Consider the following 21,369-nt stretch of genomic DNA (forward strand, 5'->3'; position numbering starts at 1 on the left):
GGCCCCCGGCGGCTGCCGCGCCTAGGCTGTGCCAAAGCCGCAACCGTGCCGGGGAAACCATGACTGTACCTGCCTTTGCCGACTGGATGTCGCAGACCAACGATGTGACAGAGGTCTTTCTTGCCGCAGGTCAGATCCCCGATCTGATCAACATGGCAGGGGGGCTGCCCGAGCCGACGCTCTGGCCGGTTGCAGAGATCGCGGATCTGGCGGCCCGTGTGGTGCACGACGATCCGGCGCAGGCGCTTGGCTACAGTCCCATCGCAGGGCTGCCTGCGCTGCGCGATGCCATCGCGGCCCGGTTTTCGACGCCCGATCTGCCGCTGGGCCGCGATAACGTGCTGATCACCACAGGCGGGATGCAGGCGCTGGATCTGCTGGGCAAGGTGCTGCTGGAACCGTGCGGGCAGATCGCCGCCCAGAGCCCCACCTATCTGGGTGCGCTCGATGCCTGGCGGCCGCGCGCCCCAGCCTATCGGCCCATGGTTCTGGGCGCCAACGGGTTCGATCCGGTGGCGGCACTGCGCGGCGCGGCCTTTGCCTATACGGTGCCCAATTTTTCCAACCCCACCGGGCGGCTGGTCGGCACCGCCGAACGCGCGGCCCTGCTGGAGGCGGCGCGCCAGACCGGCACCTGGCTGGTGGAGGACGATCCCTATGGCACGCTTTGCTACGACGACGCGCCCTTGCCGCGCATTCTGTCGCTGGCGGGAACTGGCGGCGCCTATGACGGTCCGGTGATCTATCTGGGAACCCTGTCCAAGGAACTCGCGCCCGGTCTGCGCATCGGCTGGGTGATCGCGGCGCCGCGGATGATTGCGGCGCTGACCACGGCCAAACAGGGATCCGACATGTGCACCAGCGGGCTATGCCAGATGATCGCGCTGCGGGCGTTCGAGCATGGCCTTGTTGACCGCATCCAGCCCCAGGTGCGGGATCTGTACCGCAGCCGCCGCGATGCGCTTTGTGCCGCCATGGACAGGCATCTGTCCGGCGTGCTCGACTGGCAGGTGCCACGGGGTGGCATGTTCGTCTGGGCCACGGCCCGCGATCCGCGGCTGGATACCGACGGCCTGTTGCGCGTTGCGCTGGAGCACGGGGTCTGCATCGCGCCTGGCAGCGTGTTCGACCCGCTGGGCGTGGACCGGCGGTCGCTGCGCATCAACTTCACCCTCAACCCGCCCGACCGTCTGGTCGAGGGGACCAGACGCCTGGCCGGCGCGATTTCCGCCTGCCTTGCGGCCTGTGGCCCGTCGCTCTGACCGCGCAATCCCAAGGGCGAATGGCCGGGACGGATGACAGGGGCAGACGGCCCTGTTTCCCGTCACCTGCGGCGCAGCAGCAGGGCGGCGAGCACAGCGGCGACAGAGGCCAGTGCCATTCCCCAGGGCGGCAGCAGGGACAGCAGCAGAACACTGCCCCCCGCAGCCGCAAGGACGATCAGGATCAGGATCAGAAACCGGCTTGCAGGCATGTGCAGTCCCCCTGCGTCCGAAATGGGGGCCATGGCGCGGCCTGCCAAGGGTCAGCGGGTGAACCACGGCTCCAGATTGCCCCGGACGCGGTCCAGCACGCTGGCGCCGCTTTCATCGGGGCCAAAGGGCAGGCCGGTGATCGCCTCGAACGCATCCATGTAGGTGGCCGAGGTCTGGGCGATCATGTCCGCTGGAATCTCGGGGATCGCATCGGCATAGGGGTCGCAGCGTGCCGCGACCCAGGCGCGGATGACATCCTTGTCAAAGCTCGCCGGGCGCGCGCCGGTCTCGAAGGCTTGTGCATAGCTGTCGGCCTTCCAGTAGCGGCTGGAATCCGGGGTGTGGATTTCATCGGCGATCCGCAGCGTGCCTTCGGCATCCAGCCCGAATTCGTATTTCGTGTCCACAAGGATCAACCCGCGTTCGGCGGCCTCGGCCTGGCCGCGTGCGAACAGGGCCAGCGCAACCTCGCTGACCCGGTTCCACAGGGCCGGGCTCAACAGCCCCTGATCGACGATCTCTGCTGCGGTCAGCGGCGCATCATGGCCGCCGTCAAACGCCTTGGAGGTGGGCGTGATGATCGGCGCGGGCAGGGCCGCGTTGTCGCGCAGCCCGTCGGGCAGGGTATGGCCATACATCTGGCGCACGCCTTGCTTGTACATGGTCAGCACCGAGGTGCCGGTCGTCCCGGCCAGATAGCCGCGCACCACCACCTCGACGGGCAGGATGTCCAGCTTGCGGCCGATCACCACATTGGGATCGGGATAGGCCAGCACATGATTGGGGCAGATATCGCCGGTGCGGTCGAACCAGTGCCGGGCGATCTGGGTCAGTACCTGACCTTTCCAGGGAATACAGGCCAGGATGCGGTCAAAGGCCGACAGCCGGTCCGAGGCAATCAGGATCCGCCGCTCGCCTTCGCCGGTGTCGGGCAGATCATAGCAATCGCGCACCTTGCCGCGATAATAGTTCGGCAGTTCGGGGATGACGGCTTCGGGCAGGGTGCGCATGGGGCCTCCGGGGGGCTGCGGGCGTGGCGGGGCTATCGCGCCAAGGCGCGGGCCTGTCAAGGCGGCTTGCCCTGCATGGCCCCGCCATGGCACCACCGGGCCACGAAAATGCGGCGGTGATGCGATGAAACCTGTGATCCTGTTTGCCTCGGCGGTCTGTCCGGGACAGTTCAGCCTGTTGTGCCAGCATCTCAATGACACCGGCCAGGCCGAAGCCTGGTATCTGACCATGCCGGGCAACAAGGCGCGCAACGATGCACGCTACACCAACCTTCTGGCCTTTGACCCGGACGGCGACATCAATACGCCCGGCTATTACTATGCCGCGCGGACCGAACGCTCGGCCCGGCTGTCGCGCGGGTTGCTCAAGGCCGTGCAGGCGTTCATCGCGCAGAAGGGCCGGCCGGATCTGATCGTGTGCCATTCCAACTGGGCGCCGCCGCAGTTCCTGTTCGATGAAATCGACGTGCCGGTGGTCAGCTATATCGAGTTTCCCAGCTATCATGCCCATGGCTGGGATCCGGCCTATCCGCCCGATCCGGGCCAGCGCCTGACCGACAGGAATGCCGAGATGGTGGCCTTTCATCAGGTGCTGCGTTCGGCGCTGACCATCGTGCCAAGCGCCTATGCGCGCAGCCTGTTCCCGCCAGAATTGCAACCGCGCATCGCCGTGCAGTTCGAAGGGTTCGACGTGCGCCCCGACCCCGCCGCGGCCGCTGCTGCGGAGGGGCCGTTCACCCTTGGCTTTGCCGCCCGCGATCTGTCCAGCGCCAAGGGGCTGGAGGTGTTTGTCCGGCTGGTGGATCAGTTGCGACAGGCCGGTGACGACATGCACTTTGTCGCCATCGGCGATCCGGCGGCGCCGACCTATGGCTATGAACAGCAGTTCGTGCATCGGCACTACAAGGACACGACCAAGACCTTCCGCGATTACCTGCTGGACCGCCATCCGGCGGCGCAGGCGATCGAGTTTCCCGGCAAGCTGCCCTATGATCAGTATGCGGCGCTGGTGAACCGGATTGATCTGTTCCTGTATCCGCTGCGCCATGGCGTGGCCAACTGGGGGCTGATGGAGATCATGGCGCGCGGCCGGCCGGTGATCGCCTCGGCGCGCAACTTCATTCCCGAGCTGGTGCGGCATGGCGAGAACGGGCTGGTGTTGCCCGATGACGACGGATTGTGGCTGCGCGAGATCCGGCGCTTGCGGGATGACCCTGCCGAGCGGGCGCGTCTGGGCGCCGCGGCGGCGCAGACCGGAACGGAGTATCACATCGGGCGGGTTGCGCCAAAGTTCATGGCGCTGTTTCGCCGGGCGATGGCGACGGGCAATCCTGCGCGGGGCGGCTGAGGGGAGGCGGTGGCGGTTCACACCGCCATTGCCCCCCGAGGGTATTTGGGGAAGGTGAAGGGACACGCGGTCCTTGCCGAGTGATCGGCGCGGGAGGGGGCGGTCCGGATCAGAACGGAACGGGCTGGCCGTCGTAGCTGCGGGAACAGCCGCTGTCGGCGAGATCGAGCGCGTCGAAGCGGCGGATCAACCCGGTGACGGCGGTGGCCACGTCGATGTCGGCCTCTGGGCCGCCCATGGCGGTCTGTACCCAGCCGGGGTGATAGATGCCCAGCGAGATGCCTTGTGCGCGCAGGTCGGTCGCCAGGTTGCGGCCGAGGTTCAGCACCGCTGCCTTGGACGCGCGATAGATATAGCTGCCGCCCGGTGCGCGGGCGTCGGAGCCCATGGCGGAGCCAAGCAGGGCGATGCGTGGCCGTGTGCCGGACCGCAGGGCCGGCAGCAGCGCCTGTACCGTCAGGAAGGTGCCGGTGACATTGGTTGCAAAGGCTGCCGCCCACATCGCGGGCGGGTATCCTGTCGCCAGGGGCTGGTCCTTGTCGGGCAGGATCCCGGCATTGCACACCAGCAGATCGAGCGGGGCCGCGCCGCGCGCGGCGGCCATCGCCTGGATCGAGGCCGGGTCCGTGACATCGAGGGGGTGCCAGGTCACGCCAGGGAGATGGTCCGGCAGGGCGCTGCGGCGCGTTGCCTCGACCTGATCGCCGCGGGCGGCAAGCCGGGCCGCGAGGCCATGGCCTATGCCGCGATTGGCGCCGGTGATCAGGACGCGCATCGTCAGTTCGTCTTGCGTGTCGGCAGGAAGGGCAGCGGCAGGACCGGCACGCCATCCTCGATCAGCTTGCGGGCCTCGTCGGGTTTGGCCTCGCCGTGGATCGCGCGTTCGGGGATCTGGCCTTCGTGCATGGCGCGGGCTTCGGCGGCGAAGGAGAGGCCGACGTAATCCGAGGTCTCCTCGACCTTGCGCCGCAGTTCGGCCAGTGCCGCCTCTTTCGGGTCGCGGGGGGTGGCAAGAGCGCGGTCGTTGCTGCGCTGGGTGACGGCTGGGGTCATCAGCGCCTTGGTCACGCTGGCCGAGCCGCAATCCGGGCAGGCGACATGGCCGGCGGCTGCCAGCCTGTCATAGGCGGCGGCGCTGGCGAACCAGCTGTCAAAGGCATGGCCCTTGTCGCATTTCAGATCATAGCGGATCATGCGCCGACTCCGTCCCAGGCGAGATCCGAAAGTGCCCTTCGGGCGGCGCGGTTTCAAGGGGCGTCGCGCGTTCGAGCGGTGATGCAAAGGGGTCGAAACGGTCGAGCAGGGCGGCCAGACCCTCATTGGCCACCTTGCGGGCGGCCTTGCGGGGGGTGAACCACTTGCGCCGCCGCTGGTGCTGTTCGGGAAAGGTCTTGGCCAGGCGGCTGACGGCGAGGGGATAGACCTGCACCTGGCACAGCCGCAGCGATTCCGGCGCCCGCCCCTTGGCATAGGAATAGACCCCGATGCAGTCCGAGCCAGCAGTGCCGCAGACCCCGGCCTCTTCCCAAGCCTCGATCCGGGCGGTCTCTGGCGGGCTGTGGCCTGCCATGGGCCAGCCGCGCGGGATCAGCCAGCGGCCGGTCTCGCGGCTGGTGATCAGCAGCACCTCGACCCGGCCCGCCTTCAGCCGCCAGCACAGCGCCGCATATTGCAGATGCGCGCCGGGGCGGGGGCGGATGGCGGGATCGGGCTGTGGCACGGCGACTCCTTTGCCGGCAACCTAGCGGGTGTTGCGCCGCCATGCCACATCCCGTGGGGGTGGGCACCCTGAAATCCACCGCATCTGGGGAAGGTTGTCCCGCATGGTGGCCATTTGCGGCAAATGATGCGAAAAACGACCCTTTGCACACAACAGATGGAGCAGACCGCGTGGCAGAGCTTGGCGAGATCGTCGCACGTTATCCCTGGATCGAGACAGTGTTCTGGCTGTCGGTATTGCTGGTCGCGGCGGGGGTGGTCAACCTGGTGGTCCGGCTGGCGCTGGTGCGCGGGTTGAACCGGCTGATCGCGGGCATCGCCTTGTTGAACGGGCCCGATGTGGTCCGCGCGGGAATTCTGTCGCGGCTTGCCAACGCAGCCCCCGCCCTGGTGATTGCGGGCTGGATCATGGCCGTGCCGGGCCTGCCGCCAGTTCTGGGGCAGGTGGTGCGCAATGTGGCGCATGCCTTCATCATCCTTGTCGTCGCAATGGCCATCGTGGCGGCGGTGAACCTGGGGGAACGGATCTGGCACCGGCGCAACGGTGCGAGCGGGCGCACGATCCGCGGCTATGTGCAGGTCGCCAATATCCTGATTTATGGGCTTGCCACCATTCTGATGATCGCGGCGATCATCGACCGCTCGCCCTTGATCCTGTTGTCGGGGTTGGGGGCGCTGACCGCCGTTCTGATGCTGGTGTTCCAGGATACCATCTTGTCACTGGTGGCATCGGTGCAGATCTCCTCGACCGGCATCGTGCGGGTTGGCGACTGGATCGAGATGCCATCGATGAACGCCGATGGCGATGTCGTCGATCTGTCGCTGTATTCTGTGACGGTGAAGAACTGGGATTCCACCTACACCACCTTTCCGGTGCGCAAGCTGGTGTCGGAGCCGTTCAAGAACTGGCGCGGCATGACCGAATCCGGTGGGCGGCGGATCAAGCGGGCCTTGCCCATCGACCAGAACTCGGTGCGGTTCCTGCACGATGACGAGCGTGACAGATTGGCCCGGCTGCGCCCGCTGGCAGAATATATGCCGCGCAAGGCGCAGGAAATGGCGCAGTGGAATGCCGCACTGGGTGATGCGGCCCAGACCCCTGCGAACACCCGGCGCATGACCAATATCGGCAGCTTCCGCGCCTATGTGGATGCCTATCTGCGTGCCCGTCCGGACATTCGTCAGGACATGACCTTGCTGGTGCGGCAGTTGCCGCCTGGCGCCGATGGTCTGCCGCTGGAGGTCTATTGCTTCACCGCAACCACGGCCTGGGGCGCGTATGAAGGGATTCAGGCCGATATGTTCGATCATCTGATCGCCATTCTGCCGGAGTTCGGTCTACGTCTGTTCCAGTCGCCGACGGGTCACGATTTCGGTCGGCTGGCGGTGGCCCCCCTTGCGGACCGCGCGGCTGCATGATCGGGTGGCGCGACAGGGCAGGGGTGAGGGTGCCATGGGGCCGGTGCTGATCGGGCACGAGATTTACCGCATGTCGAGCTATGGCCAGCGGCATCCCTTGCGCGTGCCGCGCGTGTCCACGGTGATGGATCTGTCGCGCGCCTTGGGCTGGTTGCCCGACCACGCCTTTCGCCGCAGCCCCCGCGCCCGGCCCGAGGCGCTGACCCATTGGCACCACCCGGCCTATATCGCCGCCTTGCAGGAGGCAGAGGCGACCGGGCCGGCTGATCACTTGCGCGCCTTTGGCCTTGGCACCCATGCCAATCCGGTGTTTCCCGAGGTCTGGCGGCGGCCTGCCACATCGGCGGGCGGGGTCATGCTGGCGGCAGAGATGCTGCGCGAGGGCGGCGTGGTCTATGTGCCTGCCGGTGGCACGCATCATGGCCTGCCGGACCGTGCCAACGGCTTTTGCTATCTGAACGATCCGGTGCTGGCCATGCTGGCGATGCGCCGTCTGGGGCTGCGCCGGATTGCCTATGTCGATATCGACGCCCACCATTGCGACGGCGTGGATGTCGCCTTTCGGGACGATCCCGACACGCTGCTGATCTCGGTGCATGAGGAACGCCGCTGGCCCTTTACCGGGCTGTTGGAGGACGAAGGTGCCGGCAATGTGTTCAACCTGCCGGTTCCTGCGGGGTTCAACGATTCCGAGATGCGGGCGGCTTTGCACGAGTTGATCCTGCCGCGGCTGGAGGGGTTTCGCCCCGATGCCGTGGTCCTGCAATGCGGGGCGGATGCGGTGGAGGAGGATCCGCTGTCGCGGCTGTCGCTGTCGAACAATGCCCATTGGTCGGTGGTGGCGGCACTGCGCCCCGTTGCGCCGCGCTATCTTGTGCTGGGGGGCGGGGGCTACAATCCCTGGTCGGTCGGGCGGTGCTGGACAGGCGTCTGGGCCACCCTCGCAGGGGCAGAGATCCCCGACCGCCTGCCACACGAGGCCGAATCCGTGCTGCGCGCGCTGGTCTGGCACGACGCGCCCAAGCGCAAGCCGGTGCAGCCCCACTGGTTCACCACCCTGCGCGACACGCCGCGCGAAGGGGCGGTGCGCCCCGAGATCCGCGCGCGGCTTGCCGTGCTGGCAGGGCGGCCCGGCCCATGATCCGCGCCTTTGTCGCCTTGCCGCTGCCCGACGAGATCCGCAGCCGTCTGAGCGTGGCGCAATTCCTGCTGCCGTTGCCGCGCAAGGTGCCGCCGGAGAATTTCCATATCACACTGGCCTTTCTGGGAGAGGTCGCCGTTCCGGCCCTGCAAGAGGTGGATCTGGCGCTTGGGGCCTTGCGGTTGCCGCGATTGGCGTTGTCCTTGCAGGGTCTGGGGCTGTTCGGTGGTGCGCGGCCGCGCAGCTTTCACGCAAGCGTCGTGCCAGACCCGGATCTGGCGCGGATGCAGGCGCGCATCGCGCGGGCCTGCGCAATGGCGGGCGCCCCGGCAGAGGCCCGCCGCTTTGTGCCGCATGTCACGCTGGGCCGGTTCCGCGCCGATCTGGCCGATGCGATGCGGCTGGAGCGGTCCGCCGCCGAAGGCGCCGGCTTTGCCGCAGGCCCGTGGACGGCGGATCGCTTTGTGCTTTACCGTTCCGAACGCGGCGGGGATGGCCCGCGCTATGATGAACTTGCAAGCTACCCCCTGACAGCGTGATGCGGCCCGCCTATATCTGCCGCGCAGGAGGCCCGACATGACCCTTGGTGAAACCGACCCCGGCCGCAGCGTGCTGGCCATCTCTGGCGAGGACCGCGAGGTCTTTTTGCAAGGGCTGATCACGAACGACATCAGGGCCATAGCGCAAGGCCCGGTCTATGCGGCGATCCTGTCGCCCCAAGGCAAATATCTGGCCGATTTCCTGCTGGTTCCCGGCCCGCCGGGCACCATCTGGCTGGATGTGGCGACCCCTTTGGCCGACGATCTGCTCCGGCGGCTGACGATGTACCGGCTGCGCGCCAAGGTCACGATCGAGCGTGCGGGGCTGATCGTGCGCCGTGGTCTGGGCGACGCGCCTGCGGGGGCTGTGGCCGACCCGCGCCATGACGCCCTGGGCTGGCGCGCCTATGGCGAGGCCGAGGGCGACAGCCCCGCCATCAATTGGGATGCGATCCGCGTGGCGCATTGCATTCCCGAAACCTGTATCGAGCTTGTCCCGAACGAAACCTATATCCTTGAAGCCGGGTTCGAACGGCTGCATGGCGTCGATTTCCGCAAGGGCTGCTATGTCGGGCAGGAAGTCACCGCCCGCATGAAGCATAAAACCGAGCTGCGCAAAGGGTTTGCAACCGTTTCCCTCTCCGGGGAGGCCGTGCCCGGCACCCAGATCCTTGCGCATGGGCGCGATGTCGGAACCCTGTTCACCCGGTCGGGCGACCGCGCCATCGCATATCTGCGCTTTGACCGGGCCGACGGCGAGATGCTGGCGGGCGAGGCGCGTGTCACCCTGCTGCCTGCGGGCGGATCAGACGATCCGCCTGCCAGCCTGCCAGACCGCTGACAGGCGCAGATCAGCCGTCAGGTGCAGCACATCCGCTCGGTCGCCGGGGCGCAGATGTCCGGCCTCGGACCCGATCAGCGCGGCAGGCGTGGCCGTCGCCATGGCCAGCGCCCGGTCCAGCGGCAAGCCCACCTGACGCACCAGCACCGCGACGGCCTGCGGCAGCGCAAGGTCGGCCCCGGCCAGCGTGCCGCCGTCCAGCACCAGCCGCCCGTCGCGCCGCATGACCTGACGCCCGTTCAGCGTGAACCCCGGCCTGTCAGTGCCTGCCACGGCCATGGCATCCGATACCACGAACAACCCCGCAGGCCGCGCCGCCAGCGCGATGCGCAGCACTTCAAGGGCCACATGATGGCCGTCGGCGATGATCCCCGCCGCCGTGTCGCCGGCCAGCACCGCGCCGACCAGGCCGGGTTCGCGGTGGCCAAGCCCGCTCATGGCGTTGAACAGATGCGTGACGCAGCGTGCACCCGCGGCAAAGGCGGCCTGTGCCTCGGCGCAGGTGGTTTCGGCGTGACCCAGACTGACGATGGCCCCGGCTGCCGCCAGCCGGGCGATCTGGTCGGGGCTGGCGGCACAAGGCGCCAGCGTGACCAACAGCGCGGGCAGGTGCGCGGCGGCGCTGCACAGGGCCTCGCAATCGGCCTCTGTCATCGGGCGGATCAGCGCCGGATCATGGGCGCCTGCGCGGCGCGGATCCAGATGCGGGCCTTCCAGATGCAGGCCCAGAAAGCCCGGCAGCCCGGCAGCGGCGATCCCGGCGGCGATCACCTGCGCTGTCACTGCGGGCCGGTCGGTGATCAGGGTCGGCAGGAGGCCGGTCGCGCCCAGCCGTGCGTGGGCCGCGCAGATCCGCGCCAGTTGCGCGGCATCGGTGGCGGGGCCCACCATCTCGCCCCCGCCGCCGTTGACCTGTAGATCCACCATGCCGGGCGCCAGAATGCCGCCGTCCATCGACAGTTCGGCACAGCCGCGCGGAACATCGGCGCGAAGGCCCTCGATGTGGTCCGCATCCAGCACCAGCACCGCCTCGGGGTGGATCTGTGCCCCGTCAAAGATCGCGGCGCCGGTCAGCGCAAGGCGGCTCATGCCTGCGCCATGGCAAGATGCAGGGCGCCATCCAGCGCCGATCCGTCGGACTGGCGCCGGGGCCAGGCCGCGCCGATCCGCGCCGCCCAGAGCGGCCCCAGCCCCCCCGTCCAGACCACCGGCAGCGGGTCATCCGATTGCAGCCGAGCGATGCTGGCGGAAATTTCGGCGCCCGCCCGGTCCAGCACTTCGGTTGCGGCGGGATCGGCGCTGGTGAACAGCGCCGGGGCGTGGGCGGCAAAGTCGGCGGGCCGCGCGGCGATGGCCCAGGCGACCGTGCCATGCGGGCCGCCATGGCGGGCCAGCACGTCGGCCAGCGCGGGGGTCATCGGGATCAGCCCGTCCTGCGCGCGCAAGGCCAGTTCGACCAGCCGCCGCCCCAGCACCGCGCCGCTACCCTCGTCGCCCAGCAGAAACCCCCAGCCGCCGATCTGATCGTACTGCCCGCCCCGCATCCGGGCAAAGACCGATCCGGTGCCCATGGCCGCCACGATGCCATCCTGCCCGCCGAGCGCGCCCAATGTGCTGGTATAGGCATCCGACACGATCCGGCTGCGGGCAAAGGGCAGGCGGCTGGCCAGCCACTCTTCGGCCCCGGCCGCGACGGTGCCTGCCAGGCCCAGGGCCGCCCAGGTGCCGGCCATCAGGCGGGCCGGGTCATCGGCCGGAAAGGCCGCCGCCATGGCCTGCGCCGCAGCGGACAGGATGTTGCGGCAGGCCCCTTCGGGATCAAGCGCGATATTCGCCGGGCCGCCCACGCCATCGGCCAGAGGCTGGCCATCGGCCCCCGCCAGCCGCACGCGGCAGCCGCTGCCCCCGCCATCCACTCCCAGATACAGCCGCATCATGCCCCCGGTCCTTGCGCGCCTAACCTAGCGGATCGGGCGGGGGCGGCAAGGCGCCATGGCTTGCGGCCTGCAACGCAAGGTGATCCCCGGCGCCAAGGATCCAGCCTTCGTCCATCACCTGCTGCTGCGGCGCGCGCGGGGTCATCAGCGCGGGCAACGCGCCCTGGCCCGACAGCCGCATCATGGCCTGCGCCAGCAAATCCACCTGCGCGGCATCCAGACAGGGATACTGCGGCAGCACCTCGGCAAGCCGCTGGTCCAGAAGCGAGAAATACACTTCGGCCAGAACGGTGCGGGCGGTGTCCACCGGCTCGAACGGCCAGACGGCAACATCGCCGGGCAGGGCGGCGCGCAAACGGTGCAGGATGGGAATGCAGGTCAGCGCCTGCGCCCCGACGGCGCCGATCCCTGCCAACTGGAACATGGATTTCGGGGCGACGCGGCCAAAGCGGGCGGCCCGTTCTATGCCGCGATGCCAGGCCATGCCGGGCGGCAGCTCGGGCCGGGTGCGCGACAGGCCCGGCGTGCCGTTGCGTGTGCCGTCGCCCCAGAACGGGCCGCCCCCGGCAAAGGCGCGGTTCGCCTCGGCCGCGACCTGACGGTGATTGGACCCGTCCGGGCCTTCGCTGACGCGCTGCGCCAGCCAGTCCCAGACCGCCATGGCGGCAGGGCGCCCCGTCAGCCCCGTGGCAAAGCCCGCAGGCCAGGCAAAGCCGATGTCCACGCCGATCAGCAGCCGCCCCGGTTGCTGCGCCAGGTCCCGCAGCGCGGCTTCGGCCATGGCGCGGGTGGGCAGGTTGACCGGCGGCCGTGCCCCCGCGCCTGCCAGGCCCAGCCAGATCGAATCCTTGCCGCGTTTCGGTCCCCTGGCCGAGGACCAGTCCAGCATGGCGATCCGGTCGAACCTCATGTCCGCGCGGCCATGGTTTCGGCCAGCGCCAGATCCGCAGGGGTATTGACGTTGAAGAAGGGATCGAACGGCACGGTGGCAAAGGCCACCGTCACCGCCCCGTGATCCAGCGCCCAACGGGCCACGCGCCGGGAGCCCCCGGCCAGCGCCCGGCGCAACGCCTCGCGCAGATCGACGGGCCACAGGCCGAATGTAGGGTGCAGGCGCTGGACGCCGGTCTGGTCGGGGCTGGCGGCCAGGGCGAACCGCCCGGCCCCTGCCAGCCGTGCCGCCAGATCATGCGGCAGGAACGGGCTGTCGGCGGCGGCGGTCAGCAGTTGGTCCGCGCCATGACCGGCTGCCCAGTCCAGCCCGGCCAGAACACCGGCCAGCGGGCCGGGAAATCCCGGAACCGTATCGGGCAGCACCGGCAGGCCAAGGGGCAGGAACCGGGCCGGATCGCCATTGGCGCTGATGGCCAGCGGCCCGGTCTGCGGCGCCAGCCGCGCGATCACATGGCCGATCATCGGCCGCCCTGCCAGCGGCAGCAGCGCCTTGTCGCCGCCGCCCATGCGGCTGGACAAGCCGCCCGCCAGAATGATGCCGCGCGTTTCCGCCATCCTTTGACCCTTGCCCGGATGCCTGTCGCGGTTATACCCAAAGCTTGCAGCCAGACGAAAGGGGCGCCGATGCTTGGGGTCATCACGGCAGACGGCAGGGGGCAGGGCGACCGGCTTTTCGCCATGCTTGCCCGGACGCTTGCGGGCCAGGGTCTGCGGCTGGCGGGGGCCGTGCAGGAAAATACCGATCATGCCGATGGGCGGGCCTGCGACATGGACCTGCACCTGCTGGGAAGCCCGGATCGGGTGCGGATCAGCCAGAACCTTGGCCCGCTGTCGCAAGGATGCCGCCTGGATCCCGACGGGGTGGAACGGGCGGCCGCCCGCGTGGCCATCAGGCTTGCCGCCGGGGCCGATCTGGTGATCGTCAACAAATTCGGCAAGCAAGAGGCCGACGGCGGCGGGTTTCGCCAGGTCATCGGGCAGGCGCTGGCGGCGGGCATCCCGGTGCTTACGCAGGTCAAGCCGGTGAACCGGGCCGCGTTCGATGCCTTTGCCGGTGGTCTGGCCGATCAATTGCCGCCCGATCCTCGGGCGGTGCTGCGCTGGGTGGCGGCGCAGTGCCCCGGTTTCGCTCACGTTCCCGCTATCGGTGCTGCCCTGCGGCAATAGCGGGTGGAGCCGGGGCGGGGGCTGCGCTAGGCTCGGCAGAATTTTGCAGACAGGGGCAGGACATGGCAGCAGGACAGGGCTTGGGGCTGGCGATCCGTCTGGCGCGGCGCGAGCTTCGGGGCGGCTTGAAGGGCTTTCGCGTATTTCTTGCCTGTCTGGTGCTGGGGGTGGCGGCGATTGCCGCCGTTGGCATCGTGCGGTCGGCCATCCAGCACGGGCTGGCCGATCAGGGCGCGGTGCTGCTGGGCGGCGATGCGCAGATGAAATTCACCTACCGCTTTGCGACCGAGGAGGAACGCGCCTTCATGGATCGTGTCGCGGTCCGGGTTGCCGAGGTTGTGGACTTCCGCTCGATGGTCGTGGTCGGCGATGGCGCTGCGGCGGAACGCGGGCTGACCCAGGTCAAGGCGGTGGATGCAGGCTGGCCGCTGCTGGGCCGGGCCGAGATGGATCCGCCCATGACCGTGGCGCAGGCGCTGGCGGGGGCGGATGGTCTGCCGGGGGCTGTCATGGACGGTGTGTTGATGGACCGTCTGGGGCTGGCGGTGGGCGATACCTTCCGTCTGGGGCTGACCCGGTTCCACCTCAGTGCACGGCTGCTGCGCGAGCCCGACAGCGCAAGCGGCGGCTTTGGCCTTGGCCCCCGCACGCTAGTGCGCTCTGCTGATCTTGCGGAGTCGGGGCTGATCGGGCCGGGCACCCTGTATGAAACCGAATACCGCATGACCTTGCCCGAAACCGCGGATCTGGCAGCGATCAAGGCCGAGGCGCTGGCGCAGTTCCGCGATACCGGAATGCGCTGGCAAGACCGCACCCGTGCCGCGCCGGGGGTGGAACGGTTTGTCACCCAGATGGGGGCGTTTCTGGTGCTGGTCGGGCTGGCGGGGCTGGCGGTGGGCGGAGTCGGCATTTCGGCGGCGGTCCGGGCCTATCTGGATGGCAAGACGGCGACCATCGCCACCTTGCGCACGCTGGGTGCAAGCCAGGGCCTGCTGTTCCGCACCTATCTGGTGCAGATCGGCCTGTTGACCCTGCTGGGCGTCGTGCTTGGGCTGTTGCTGGGCGTCGGGGTGCCACTGATGGCGGCGCCGGTGATCAATGCGGTGTTGCCGGTTCCGGCTGTTTTTGCCCCCTATCCGCTGCCCATGCTCGAAGCGGCATTCTATGGCGTGACCGTATCGCTGCTGTTCACTGTCTGGCCACTGGCGCGGGCCTCCTCGACCCGCGCGGCGGCGCTGTACCGCGCAGCGGGCGGGCGTGTCGCAGGGTGGCCTGCGCCGGTGTGGTGGGGGGTGACGGGCGGGCTTGCGGCCCTGCTGGTCGGCGGGGCGATGGTGTTTTCGGGCGCGGCGCTGATGGCGCTTTGGGCGGCGGTCGGTGTGGCAGGGGCGCTGCTGGTGTTGATGCTGGCGGCGCAGGGCCTGAAGCACTCGGCGCGTTGGTTGGCGCGCAGCCGCCTGATGCGCGGGCGCCCCGCGTTGCGGCTTGCCGTTTCGGCGGTGGGCGGGCCGGGGCACGAGACGGCCTCGGTCGTCCTGTCGCTTGGGCTGGGGCTGACGGTTCTGGCCGCCGTGGGTCAGATCGACGGCAACCTGCGTTCCGCCATCGCGCGGGATCTGCCCGAACGCGCGCCGGCCTATTTCTTTGTCGATATCCAGAACGATCAGATTGCCGGGTTTCTGGACCGGCTGACGGCAGATCCGGCGGTGGACCGGGTGGAAACCGCGCCCATGCTGCGCGGCGTGCTGACCCGCATCAACGGGCGTCCGGCCAGTGAGGTGGCTGGCGATCATTGGGTTGTGCGGGGCGACCGCGGCGTGACCTATGCCGATCAGCCGCCCGAAGGCACCAAGGTGGTGGCCGGGGAATGGTGGCCCCCCGGCTATGACGGGCCGCCGCAAGTTTCGTTTGGTCTGGATGAGGCGCAGGAGATCGGGCTGAAGCTGGGCGACCGGATCACGGTCAACATCCTTGGCCGCGATATCGAGGTGACGATCACCAGCTTCCGTGAGGTGGACTTTTCCACCGGAGGGATCGGCTTTGTCATGTCCTTGTCCCCCAATGCGGTGCAGGGCGCCCCCCATACCCATATTGCAACCGTCTATACAGCGCAGGAACACGAAGCGCGCATCCTGCGCGATCTGGCGCAAGCCTACCCGAACGTGACAGCCATCCGCATCCGCGATGCGGTGGCGCAAGTGACCGATGCGCTGGACGCCATTGCCACCGCGACGGCCTGGGCCGCAGGGGCCACGCTGCTGACCGGCTTCATGGTGCTGATCGGGGCTGCTGCGGCGGGCGAGCGGTCGCGGGTGTTCGAATCCGCCGTTCTCAAGACGCTGGGGGCCACGCGGGGGCGCATTCTGGCATCGTTCGCGCTGCGCTCGGCCCTGATGGGGGCGGCCGCGGGCGCTGTCGCGGTTCTGGCAGGCGGGCTGGCCGGATGGGCCGTGATGCGGCTGGTGATGGAGGTGCCCTATCGGTTCGAGCCGGTGTCGGCGCTGGCCATCGTGGTAGGCGGGATCTTTGCCGTCATGGTGGCGGGGCTGCTCTTTGCGCTGCGACCGCTGGCCGCGCGACCTGCCCGGATTCTGCGCGCGCAGGATTGATCCGGCGGGCACAAGGCGCGGGCCCCGTGGCGGGGGCCAGCGTCTTGGTGGGGAATTGCGGTGCCTGTGCACCCGACCCGCCGGGACCGGCCCCTTGAGCGGGGCCGGCGGACCGAACCGTCAGCCGCGCGGCTTGCCGGGTTTACCCTTGGCCTTGCCAGCCGCGCTGTCGGCGATCCGGCGCGCGGCCTCTGCGGCAGAGCGCAGTTCCTCGGCGATTTCCTCGGCCTCGTCCGGGTCGAAATCCAGCGGCAGATCAACGCCTTCGCCCTCGACATAGATGCGGACCATTCCGTCCGTGGTCGGCCCGATCTGGAGATTGGCCGCGATGTCGCTTTGCTTGTTGATGCCCATGGCGGTGCTCCGGTGCTGGCCGCGTGGCCGCGGGTGAACGTCTCGGCACTGCGGGGGGATGGTACCGCCTCCCCGGCTTGAACGGGGGACCTCTGGATCCACAATCCAGCGCTCTAACCAACTGAGCTAAGGCGGCACTGGCGGCGGTTTACCCCCGTCGCCCGAGGATTGCAAGCGGGGTTTCGCGGCTATTTCACCCCTGTTTCGCGCGCGATGCGCAAGGCCTGGGCAATGACCTGCGCATCGCCGATCTGGTTCATCAGCACCAGAATCAGCCGGGCGTTGAACGCATGGCTCTCCGTCTCGGTCAGCCCGTCATGGGCCGCGATCAGCGCGGCATAGCTGCCATCAGGATCGGAAAGGTTGGGCGTGGTGATCAACGGCATGGTTCACTCCCTTGCCAGACACCGGGCCAGCGCCCCGGCCACGGCATCGGCGTCAAATGCGGTCCAGCGGGCGGCGACATGCTGATCGGGGCGGATCAGATAGATGGCGCCCGACGCCTCGCCCAGATAGCGGCTGCGCAGCGCCGCATTGTCCCTGGCGCTCAGGCAAAGTCCGGGAATCGTCATGCCATGGGCTTCGAAGCGATCAGGCGTTTCCGCGTCGATGCCGAGCAGGACGAATCCCGACAGCCGGCGCAACAGCCAGCCGCCCGGAACCGGCGCATCGGGGCAGGGACTGCCGGGGCGGGTACGGGCGGGCAGCCCTATGGCGTCCGGCCCGTTCAGCGCCGATCCGTCATAGATGCAAGGCACGGACAGGCGGCCGGAATTGACGATGGTGCGGGCAAAGGGCTGGGTTTCGGCCAGCGCCAGAACCGCATTGCGGAACAGCCGCGACACCGGCGATTTCGGCGTGATGAAATCGGTCGCGCGGGTCGAGTTCAGGATATTCTCGTCCGCGCCCTGCACCCGTTCGGCATTGTAGCTGTCCAGCAGCCGGTCGGGCGCGGTGCCGTCCAGCACGGCCGCCAGCTTCCAGCCCAGGTTGTCCACATCCTGAATGCCCGAATTGGCCCCCCGTGCGCCAAAGGGCGAAACCTGATGCGCCGAATCCCCGGCAAAGATCACCCGGCCATGGCGAAACCGCTCCATCCGGCGGCACTGAAAGGTGTAGATCGAGGTCCAGACCAGTTCATAGGGCACATCCGGCCCCAGCATCGCATCCACCCTGGCGCGGATCCGCGATGGCTCCAGTTCAGCCTTGCGGTCGATGTTCCAGCCCAGTTGAAAGTCGATGCGCCAGACCCCGTCCGGCTGCTTGTGCAACAGCGCCGAATCGCCCGACTTGAAATGCGGCTCGAACCAGAACCAGCGTTCGGTGGGAAAATCGGCCTGCATCCGCACATCGGCGATCAGGAAATTGTCCTCGAACACCCGGCCATCAAAGGTCAGCCCCAGCATCGACCGCAACGGGCTGCGCGCGCCATCACAGGCGATCAGCCAGTCGGCCTGCACCTCATAGCTGCCATCCGGCGTTGCCACGCGCAGCGCGACATGATCGTCCCACGCCTCGACCGCATCCACCCGGTTGCGGCCCCGGATCTCGATCGGCGCACCCGCAGCCTGGGCCGCCAGAATGGCATCGTGCAGATATTTCTCGAACCAGGGCTGCTGCAGGTTGATAAAGGCCGGAAAGGCATGGCCATCCTCGGGCAACAGGTCAAAGGCATACAGCAGCCGGTCATCGTGAAACACCTTGCCGGTGTTCCAGACCACGCCCTTGTCCATCATCGGGCCCACGGCCCCAAGCCGGTCACAGATCTCCAGCGTCCGCTTGGCAAAACAGATCGCGCGGCTGCCCGCCCCCACGCCCTCATGGTCGTCCAGCACCAGCACAGGCACCCCGCGCTGCCCCAAATCCAGCGCCATGGCCAATCCGATGGGTCCGCCGCCGACCACCACCACCGGATGGCGGCGCGGCGCGGCCTCCTGATCGGGCGATTTCGCATAAGGATACAACCGGAACGCCAGATCATAGCGCTGTTCCACGTTATCCTTCATTGGCCTGCCTCCCCGCCTGCCGTGATGGGCCGGGCGCGCCGCACCCGGCCGGATGCTCAGCCTTGCAGCGCCGCCCACATCTCCAGATCGCGCGCGGCGGTCCAGATGCGCGGATGCGCGATGCCACGGGCCTCGTCATAGGCGCGGGCGACGTTGAACGGCAGACAATGCTCGTAGATGGCATAGTCCTTGAACTTCGGGTCGCATTCGGCGCGCACGGCCTCCCAGGCCTGTTTCAGGCTGCCACCACGCGCCGCGATCCGCTCTACCGGGCGGAAGGTCGAGGTGACGAAATCGCGCGTGTTCTCGATGGCCGCATCCACCATGTCGCGTCCGACCAGCGCATCGCCACGGCCCGGCGCAATCGCATCGACGCCGTAGGCCTTGATCCGGTCCAGCGTGCCGCCCCAGTCGCGGAAATGGCCATCGCCGCAGTAACAGGCCGAATGATATTCCACGATATCGCCGGTGAACATCACATTGGCATCCGGCACATGAATCACGATGTCGCCCGCCGTATGCGCCCGGCCCAATTGCAGCAGATCGACCCGCCGCTGGCCCAGCCAGACCGACATCCGCCCGTTGAACACCGTGGTGGGCCAGGTCAGGCCGGGAATGCTCTCATGCCCCTGAAACAGCCGGGGAAATCGCTGGAACTCGCTGTCCCAATCTTCCTGCCCGCGCTCGACCACCATGTTGCGCGCCGCTTCCGACATCAGGATCTGGCCTGCCCCAAAGGCGCTGGCCCCCAGCACGCGCACGGCATGATAATGGGTCAGCACCACATGGCTGATCGGCTTGTCGGTCACCGTGCGGATACAGTCGATCACCTTCTGCGCCAGGCGCGGGGTGGCCTGCGCCTCGACCACCATCACGCTGTCATCCCCGATGATGACGCCGCTGTTGGGATCGCCCTCGGCGGTAAAGGCATACAGCCCCTCGCCCACCTCGGTGAAGCTGATCGTCTTGTCGCTCATGTCGCCTTGCGAGGCAAACGCCTTGGTCATCGGATGTTCCTGTCCTGTTCAGCCGATGCGCTGGCCCGACCCATGGCCTGGCTCTACGGCGCATCCTTTCATCTTGCCACAAATACCCTGGGGGGAGCCTGCCGGACCCGGCAGGCCGGGGGGCAAGGCCCCCCGTCCCTCACTTGATGCCGGGGGTGCCGTCGAACTTCTTGTCCAGACTGTCCCAGCAGTCGATGTAATCGTCCTGCATCGGCGCCGTGCGTGCCGCCCATTCGGTCAGATGCTGGGGAAAGCGGGTCTCGAACATGAAGCTCATGGTCTCGTCCAGCTTTTCGGCCTTCAACTCGGCATTCGACGCCCCTTCAAAGGCATTGCGGTCCGGCCCATGGGGCAACATGCAGTTGTGCAGCGACATGCCGCCGGGGACAAATCCCTTGGGCTTGGCGTCATAGATGCCATAGATATTGCCCATCAGCTCGGACATCACGTTCTTGTGGTACCATGGCGGGCGGAAGCTGTGTTCGGCCACCATCCAGCGTTCGCGGAACAGCACGAAGTCGATGTTCGCCGTCCCCTCCAGCCCCGAGGGCGCGGTCAGCACGGTAAAGATGCTGGGGTCGGGGTGGTCGAACAGGATGGCGCCCACCGGGGAATAGCTGCGCAGGTCGTATTTCCACGGCGCGTAATTGCCATGCCAGGCCACCACATCCAGCGGGCTATGGCCGATGCGGGTGCGGTGGAACTGGCCACACCATTTCAGCACCACCGAGGATGGCACCTCGCGGTCCTCGAAGGCGGCCACGGGTGTCTTGAAATCGCGCGGATTGGCCAGGCAGTTGGCGCCGATCGGTCCGCGATGCGGCAGCATGAACGGCACGCCATAATTCTCGCACACAAACCCGCGCGCCGGGCCTTCCAGCACCTCGACCCGGTAGACCAGCCCGCGCGGCAGGATGGCAATTTCCTTGGGTTCCAGGTCGATCACGCCCAGTTCGGTGCAAAACCGCAGGCGGCCTTCTTGCGGCACCACCAGCACTTCGCCATCGGCCGAATAGAAATATTCGTCCTGCATGGATTCGGTGACAAGATAGATATGCGCGGCCATGCCCGTCTGGGTGTTCACGTCGCCGGCCGTGGTGGCCGTGCGCATCCCGGTGATCCAGGTCAGCTTTTCCTCGGAATGTGGCACCGGATCCCAGCGGTATTGCCCCAGGCTGATCACGTCGGGCAGCACATGCGGCGCCGATTTCCACAGCGGCACGTCGATTTTCTCGAACCGCGTGGTGTGTTTGACCGAAGGGCGGATACGATAGCACCAGGTGCGTTCGGGATGCGGCTTGGTAAAGGCAGAGCCGGACAGTTGTTCGGCATACAGCCCGTAGTTGCATTTCTGGGGCGAGTTCTGTCCCTGCGGCAAGGCGCCGGGCAGTGCCTCGGTTTCGAAATCATTGCCAAAGCCCGGCATGTAACCTTCATGCGTGCCGAGGGTCGTTGCCGCCCGGATCATTCCGGCGGGAAGTGCGTGACGTGTCATGGACTCCTCCATCGCAGGTAGCACTGCTTGCGCCGCATAATGGTTTCACTTGCAACAATGTCAAGCAAAGATGACTTTGCGGCAGGCGATTGCGGCGGCCCGGTCGGTTGGCAATGCGGGCGAGCGGGCACCTGATCGCCAGCCAGCGCCAGACGCAGGGCAGGGCGGATGGGCCGGTGTTGGGGGATCTGTGTGGCCTTGCGGTGTGGCCGCAGCCGATGCCGCGCATGGCCGAGGGGGGCCATGACATGCCTTGGCGACAGGGGGGGGCGGCGCAGGTCGTCTTGCGACTGCGGGGCGGGGGCCGCTGTTCATGCAAACGGCCCTGCGGGATGTCCCGCAGGGCCG

Annotated in this window: 22 protein-coding genes and 1 tRNA gene; 8 read left to right on the forward strand and 15 right to left on the reverse strand. The window is 68.0% G+C overall.

The genetic code is table 11. The features are described from left to right. Positions 1-59 precede the first annotated feature (59 nt). Positions 60-1,262, forward strand: coding sequence for an aminotransferase-like domain-containing protein (locus tag BW970_RS01460; protein ID WP_076527984.1), 1,203 nt, complete (start codon positions 60-62; stop codon positions 1,260-1,262). A gap of 62 nt (positions 1,263-1,324) precedes the next feature. Here the strand turns inward: BW970_RS01460 and BW970_RS20695 are convergent, their stop codons facing one another. Further along, on the reverse strand, positions 1,325-1,474 hold the full coding sequence (locus tag BW970_RS20695) for a hypothetical protein (protein WP_159441412.1): 150 nt from the start codon (positions 1,472-1,474) through the stop codon (positions 1,325-1,327). Between the two features lie 51 nt (positions 1,475-1,525). Continuing rightward, entirely contained in the window at positions 1,526-2,485 is a 960-nt protein-coding gene (locus BW970_RS01465) for a phosphoribosylaminoimidazolesuccinocarboxamide synthase (protein ID WP_076527987.1), read from the reverse strand. Positions 2,486-2,609: 124 nt separating this feature from the next. Between BW970_RS01465 and BW970_RS01470 the strand changes: the two genes are divergently transcribed. After that, positions 2,610-3,833, forward strand: a complete 1,224-nt coding sequence (locus BW970_RS01470) for a glycosyltransferase (protein WP_076527990.1) — start codon at positions 2,610-2,612, stop codon at positions 3,831-3,833. Positions 3,834-3,942: 109 nt separating this feature from the next. Here the strand turns inward: BW970_RS01470 and BW970_RS01475 are convergent, their stop codons facing one another. The 3 genes from BW970_RS01475 to BW970_RS01485 are packed head-to-tail and all read right to left on the reverse strand — an operon-like array spanning position 3,943 to position 5,553. Beyond that, positions 3,943-4,608 (reverse strand): SDR family oxidoreductase, encoded by a 666-nt coding sequence (locus BW970_RS01475; protein WP_076527993.1) that lies wholly within the window; start codon positions 4,606-4,608, stop codon positions 3,943-3,945. Positions 4,609-4,610: 2 nt separating this feature from the next. Further along, positions 4,611-5,027 carry a DUF1178 family protein gene (locus BW970_RS01480; RefSeq protein ID WP_076527995.1) on the reverse strand — a complete coding sequence of 139 codons (417 nt, stop codon included), beginning with the start codon at positions 5,025-5,027 and terminating at the stop codon, positions 4,611-4,613. Further along, a complete protein-coding gene (locus tag BW970_RS01485; RefSeq protein WP_076527997.1) occupies positions 5,014-5,553 on the reverse strand; it encodes an NUDIX hydrolase in 540 nt (179 codons plus the stop codon). The genes BW970_RS01480 and BW970_RS01485 overlap by 14 nt, the downstream gene beginning before the upstream one ends. Before the next feature lie 170 nt (positions 5,554-5,723). On the opposite strand from BW970_RS01485, the gene BW970_RS01490 reads away from it, so the two are divergent. From BW970_RS01490 to ygfZ, 4 genes are read left to right on the forward strand one after another with little or no spacing between them, the layout of a single operon-like run. Further along, a complete protein-coding gene (locus tag BW970_RS01490) occupies positions 5,724-6,971 on the forward strand; it encodes a mechanosensitive ion channel family protein (RefSeq protein ID WP_076528000.1) in 1,248 nt (415 codons plus the stop codon). Positions 6,972-7,005: 34 nt separating this feature from the next. Beyond that, complete coding sequence (locus BW970_RS01495; protein WP_076528002.1) at positions 7,006-8,112, forward strand: acetoin utilization protein AcuC; 1,107 nt, start codon at positions 7,006-7,008, stop codon at positions 8,110-8,112. Then, positions 8,109-8,651: an RNA 2',3'-cyclic phosphodiesterase gene (thpR, locus tag BW970_RS01500; protein WP_076528004.1), complete on the forward strand. Its 543-nt coding sequence runs from the start codon at positions 8,109-8,111 to the stop codon at positions 8,649-8,651. The genes BW970_RS01495 and thpR overlap by 4 nt, the downstream gene beginning before the upstream one ends. Positions 8,652-8,688: 37 nt before the next feature. Next, the gene (gene ygfZ, locus BW970_RS01505) at positions 8,689-9,492 is read left to right on the forward strand and encodes a CAF17-like 4Fe-4S cluster assembly/insertion protein YgfZ (RefSeq protein ID WP_076528006.1); all 804 of its coding nucleotides are present in this window, start codon (positions 8,689-8,691) and stop codon (positions 9,490-9,492) included. Here the strand turns inward: ygfZ and BW970_RS01510 are convergent. The 4 genes from BW970_RS01510 to mobA are packed head-to-tail and all read right to left on the reverse strand — an operon-like array spanning position 9,457 to position 12,938. Further along, on the reverse strand, positions 9,457-10,581 hold the full coding sequence (locus tag BW970_RS01510; RefSeq protein WP_076528008.1) for an N-acetylglucosamine-6-phosphate deacetylase: 1,125 nt from the start codon (positions 10,579-10,581) through the stop codon (positions 9,457-9,459). The two genes, ygfZ and BW970_RS01510, sit on opposite strands and share 36 nt — an antisense overlap. Beyond that, positions 10,578-11,429, reverse strand: coding sequence for a glucosamine kinase nucleotide-binding domain-containing protein (locus BW970_RS01515; protein ID WP_229740422.1), 852 nt, complete (start codon positions 11,427-11,429; stop codon positions 10,578-10,580). The genes BW970_RS01510 and BW970_RS01515 overlap by 4 nt, the downstream gene beginning before the upstream one ends. A gap of 19 nt (positions 11,430-11,448) precedes the next feature. Next, a complete protein-coding gene (locus BW970_RS01520; RefSeq protein WP_076528010.1) occupies positions 11,449-12,339 on the reverse strand; it encodes a hypothetical protein in 891 nt (296 codons plus the stop codon). Further along, positions 12,336-12,938 (reverse strand): molybdenum cofactor guanylyltransferase MobA, encoded by a 603-nt coding sequence (gene mobA / locus BW970_RS01525; RefSeq protein WP_076528012.1) that lies wholly within the window; start codon positions 12,936-12,938, stop codon positions 12,336-12,338. Before mobA ends, BW970_RS01520 begins: the two co-directional genes overlap by 4 nt. A 69-nt stretch (positions 12,939-13,007) precedes the next feature. On the opposite strand from mobA, the gene BW970_RS01530 reads away from it, so the two are divergent. After that, entirely contained in the window at positions 13,008-13,550 is a 543-nt protein-coding gene (locus BW970_RS01530; protein ID WP_076528014.1) for a DUF2478 domain-containing protein, read from the forward strand. A gap of 62 nt (positions 13,551-13,612) precedes the next feature. After that, positions 13,613-16,159, forward strand: coding sequence for an ABC transporter permease (locus BW970_RS01535; RefSeq protein WP_076528016.1), 2,547 nt, complete (start codon positions 13,613-13,615; stop codon positions 16,157-16,159). A gap of 120 nt (positions 16,160-16,279) precedes the next feature. On the opposite strand, the gene BW970_RS01540 is transcribed toward BW970_RS01535, so the two are convergent. The 6 genes from BW970_RS01540 to hmgA all read right to left on the reverse strand — a co-directional run bounded on the left by BW970_RS01540 (position 16,280) and on the right by hmgA (position 21,021). Continuing rightward, positions 16,280-16,513: a DUF6324 family protein gene (locus BW970_RS01540; RefSeq protein WP_076528019.1), complete on the reverse strand. Its 234-nt coding sequence runs from the start codon at positions 16,511-16,513 to the stop codon at positions 16,280-16,282. A 59-nt stretch (positions 16,514-16,572) separates the two neighbouring features. Further along, positions 16,573-16,649 (reverse strand) — tRNA-His (locus BW970_RS01545). 52 nt (positions 16,650-16,701) lie between these two features. Beyond that, positions 16,702-16,899, reverse strand: coding sequence for a DUF2783 domain-containing protein (locus BW970_RS01550; RefSeq protein WP_076528021.1), 198 nt, complete (start codon positions 16,897-16,899; stop codon positions 16,702-16,704). Between the two features lie 3 nt (positions 16,900-16,902). Next, on the reverse strand, positions 16,903-18,519 hold the full coding sequence (locus tag BW970_RS01555) for an FAD-dependent oxidoreductase (protein WP_076528023.1): 1,617 nt from the start codon (positions 18,517-18,519) through the stop codon (positions 16,903-16,905). A gap of 56 nt (positions 18,520-18,575) precedes the next feature. Further along, positions 18,576-19,526 (reverse strand): MBL fold metallo-hydrolase, encoded by a 951-nt coding sequence (locus BW970_RS01560; protein WP_076528025.1) that lies wholly within the window; start codon positions 19,524-19,526, stop codon positions 18,576-18,578. A gap of 139 nt (positions 19,527-19,665) precedes the next feature. Beyond that, positions 19,666-21,021: a homogentisate 1,2-dioxygenase gene (hmgA, locus tag BW970_RS01565; RefSeq protein WP_076528027.1), complete on the reverse strand. Its 1,356-nt coding sequence runs from the start codon at positions 21,019-21,021 to the stop codon at positions 19,666-19,668. Between the last annotated feature and the right edge of the window lie 348 nt (positions 21,022-21,369).

It is taken from the genome of Gemmobacter megaterium (genome assembly GCF_900156815.1).
GTDB lineage: Bacteria > Pseudomonadota > Alphaproteobacteria > Rhodobacterales > Rhodobacteraceae > Wagnerdoeblera > Wagnerdoeblera megaterium.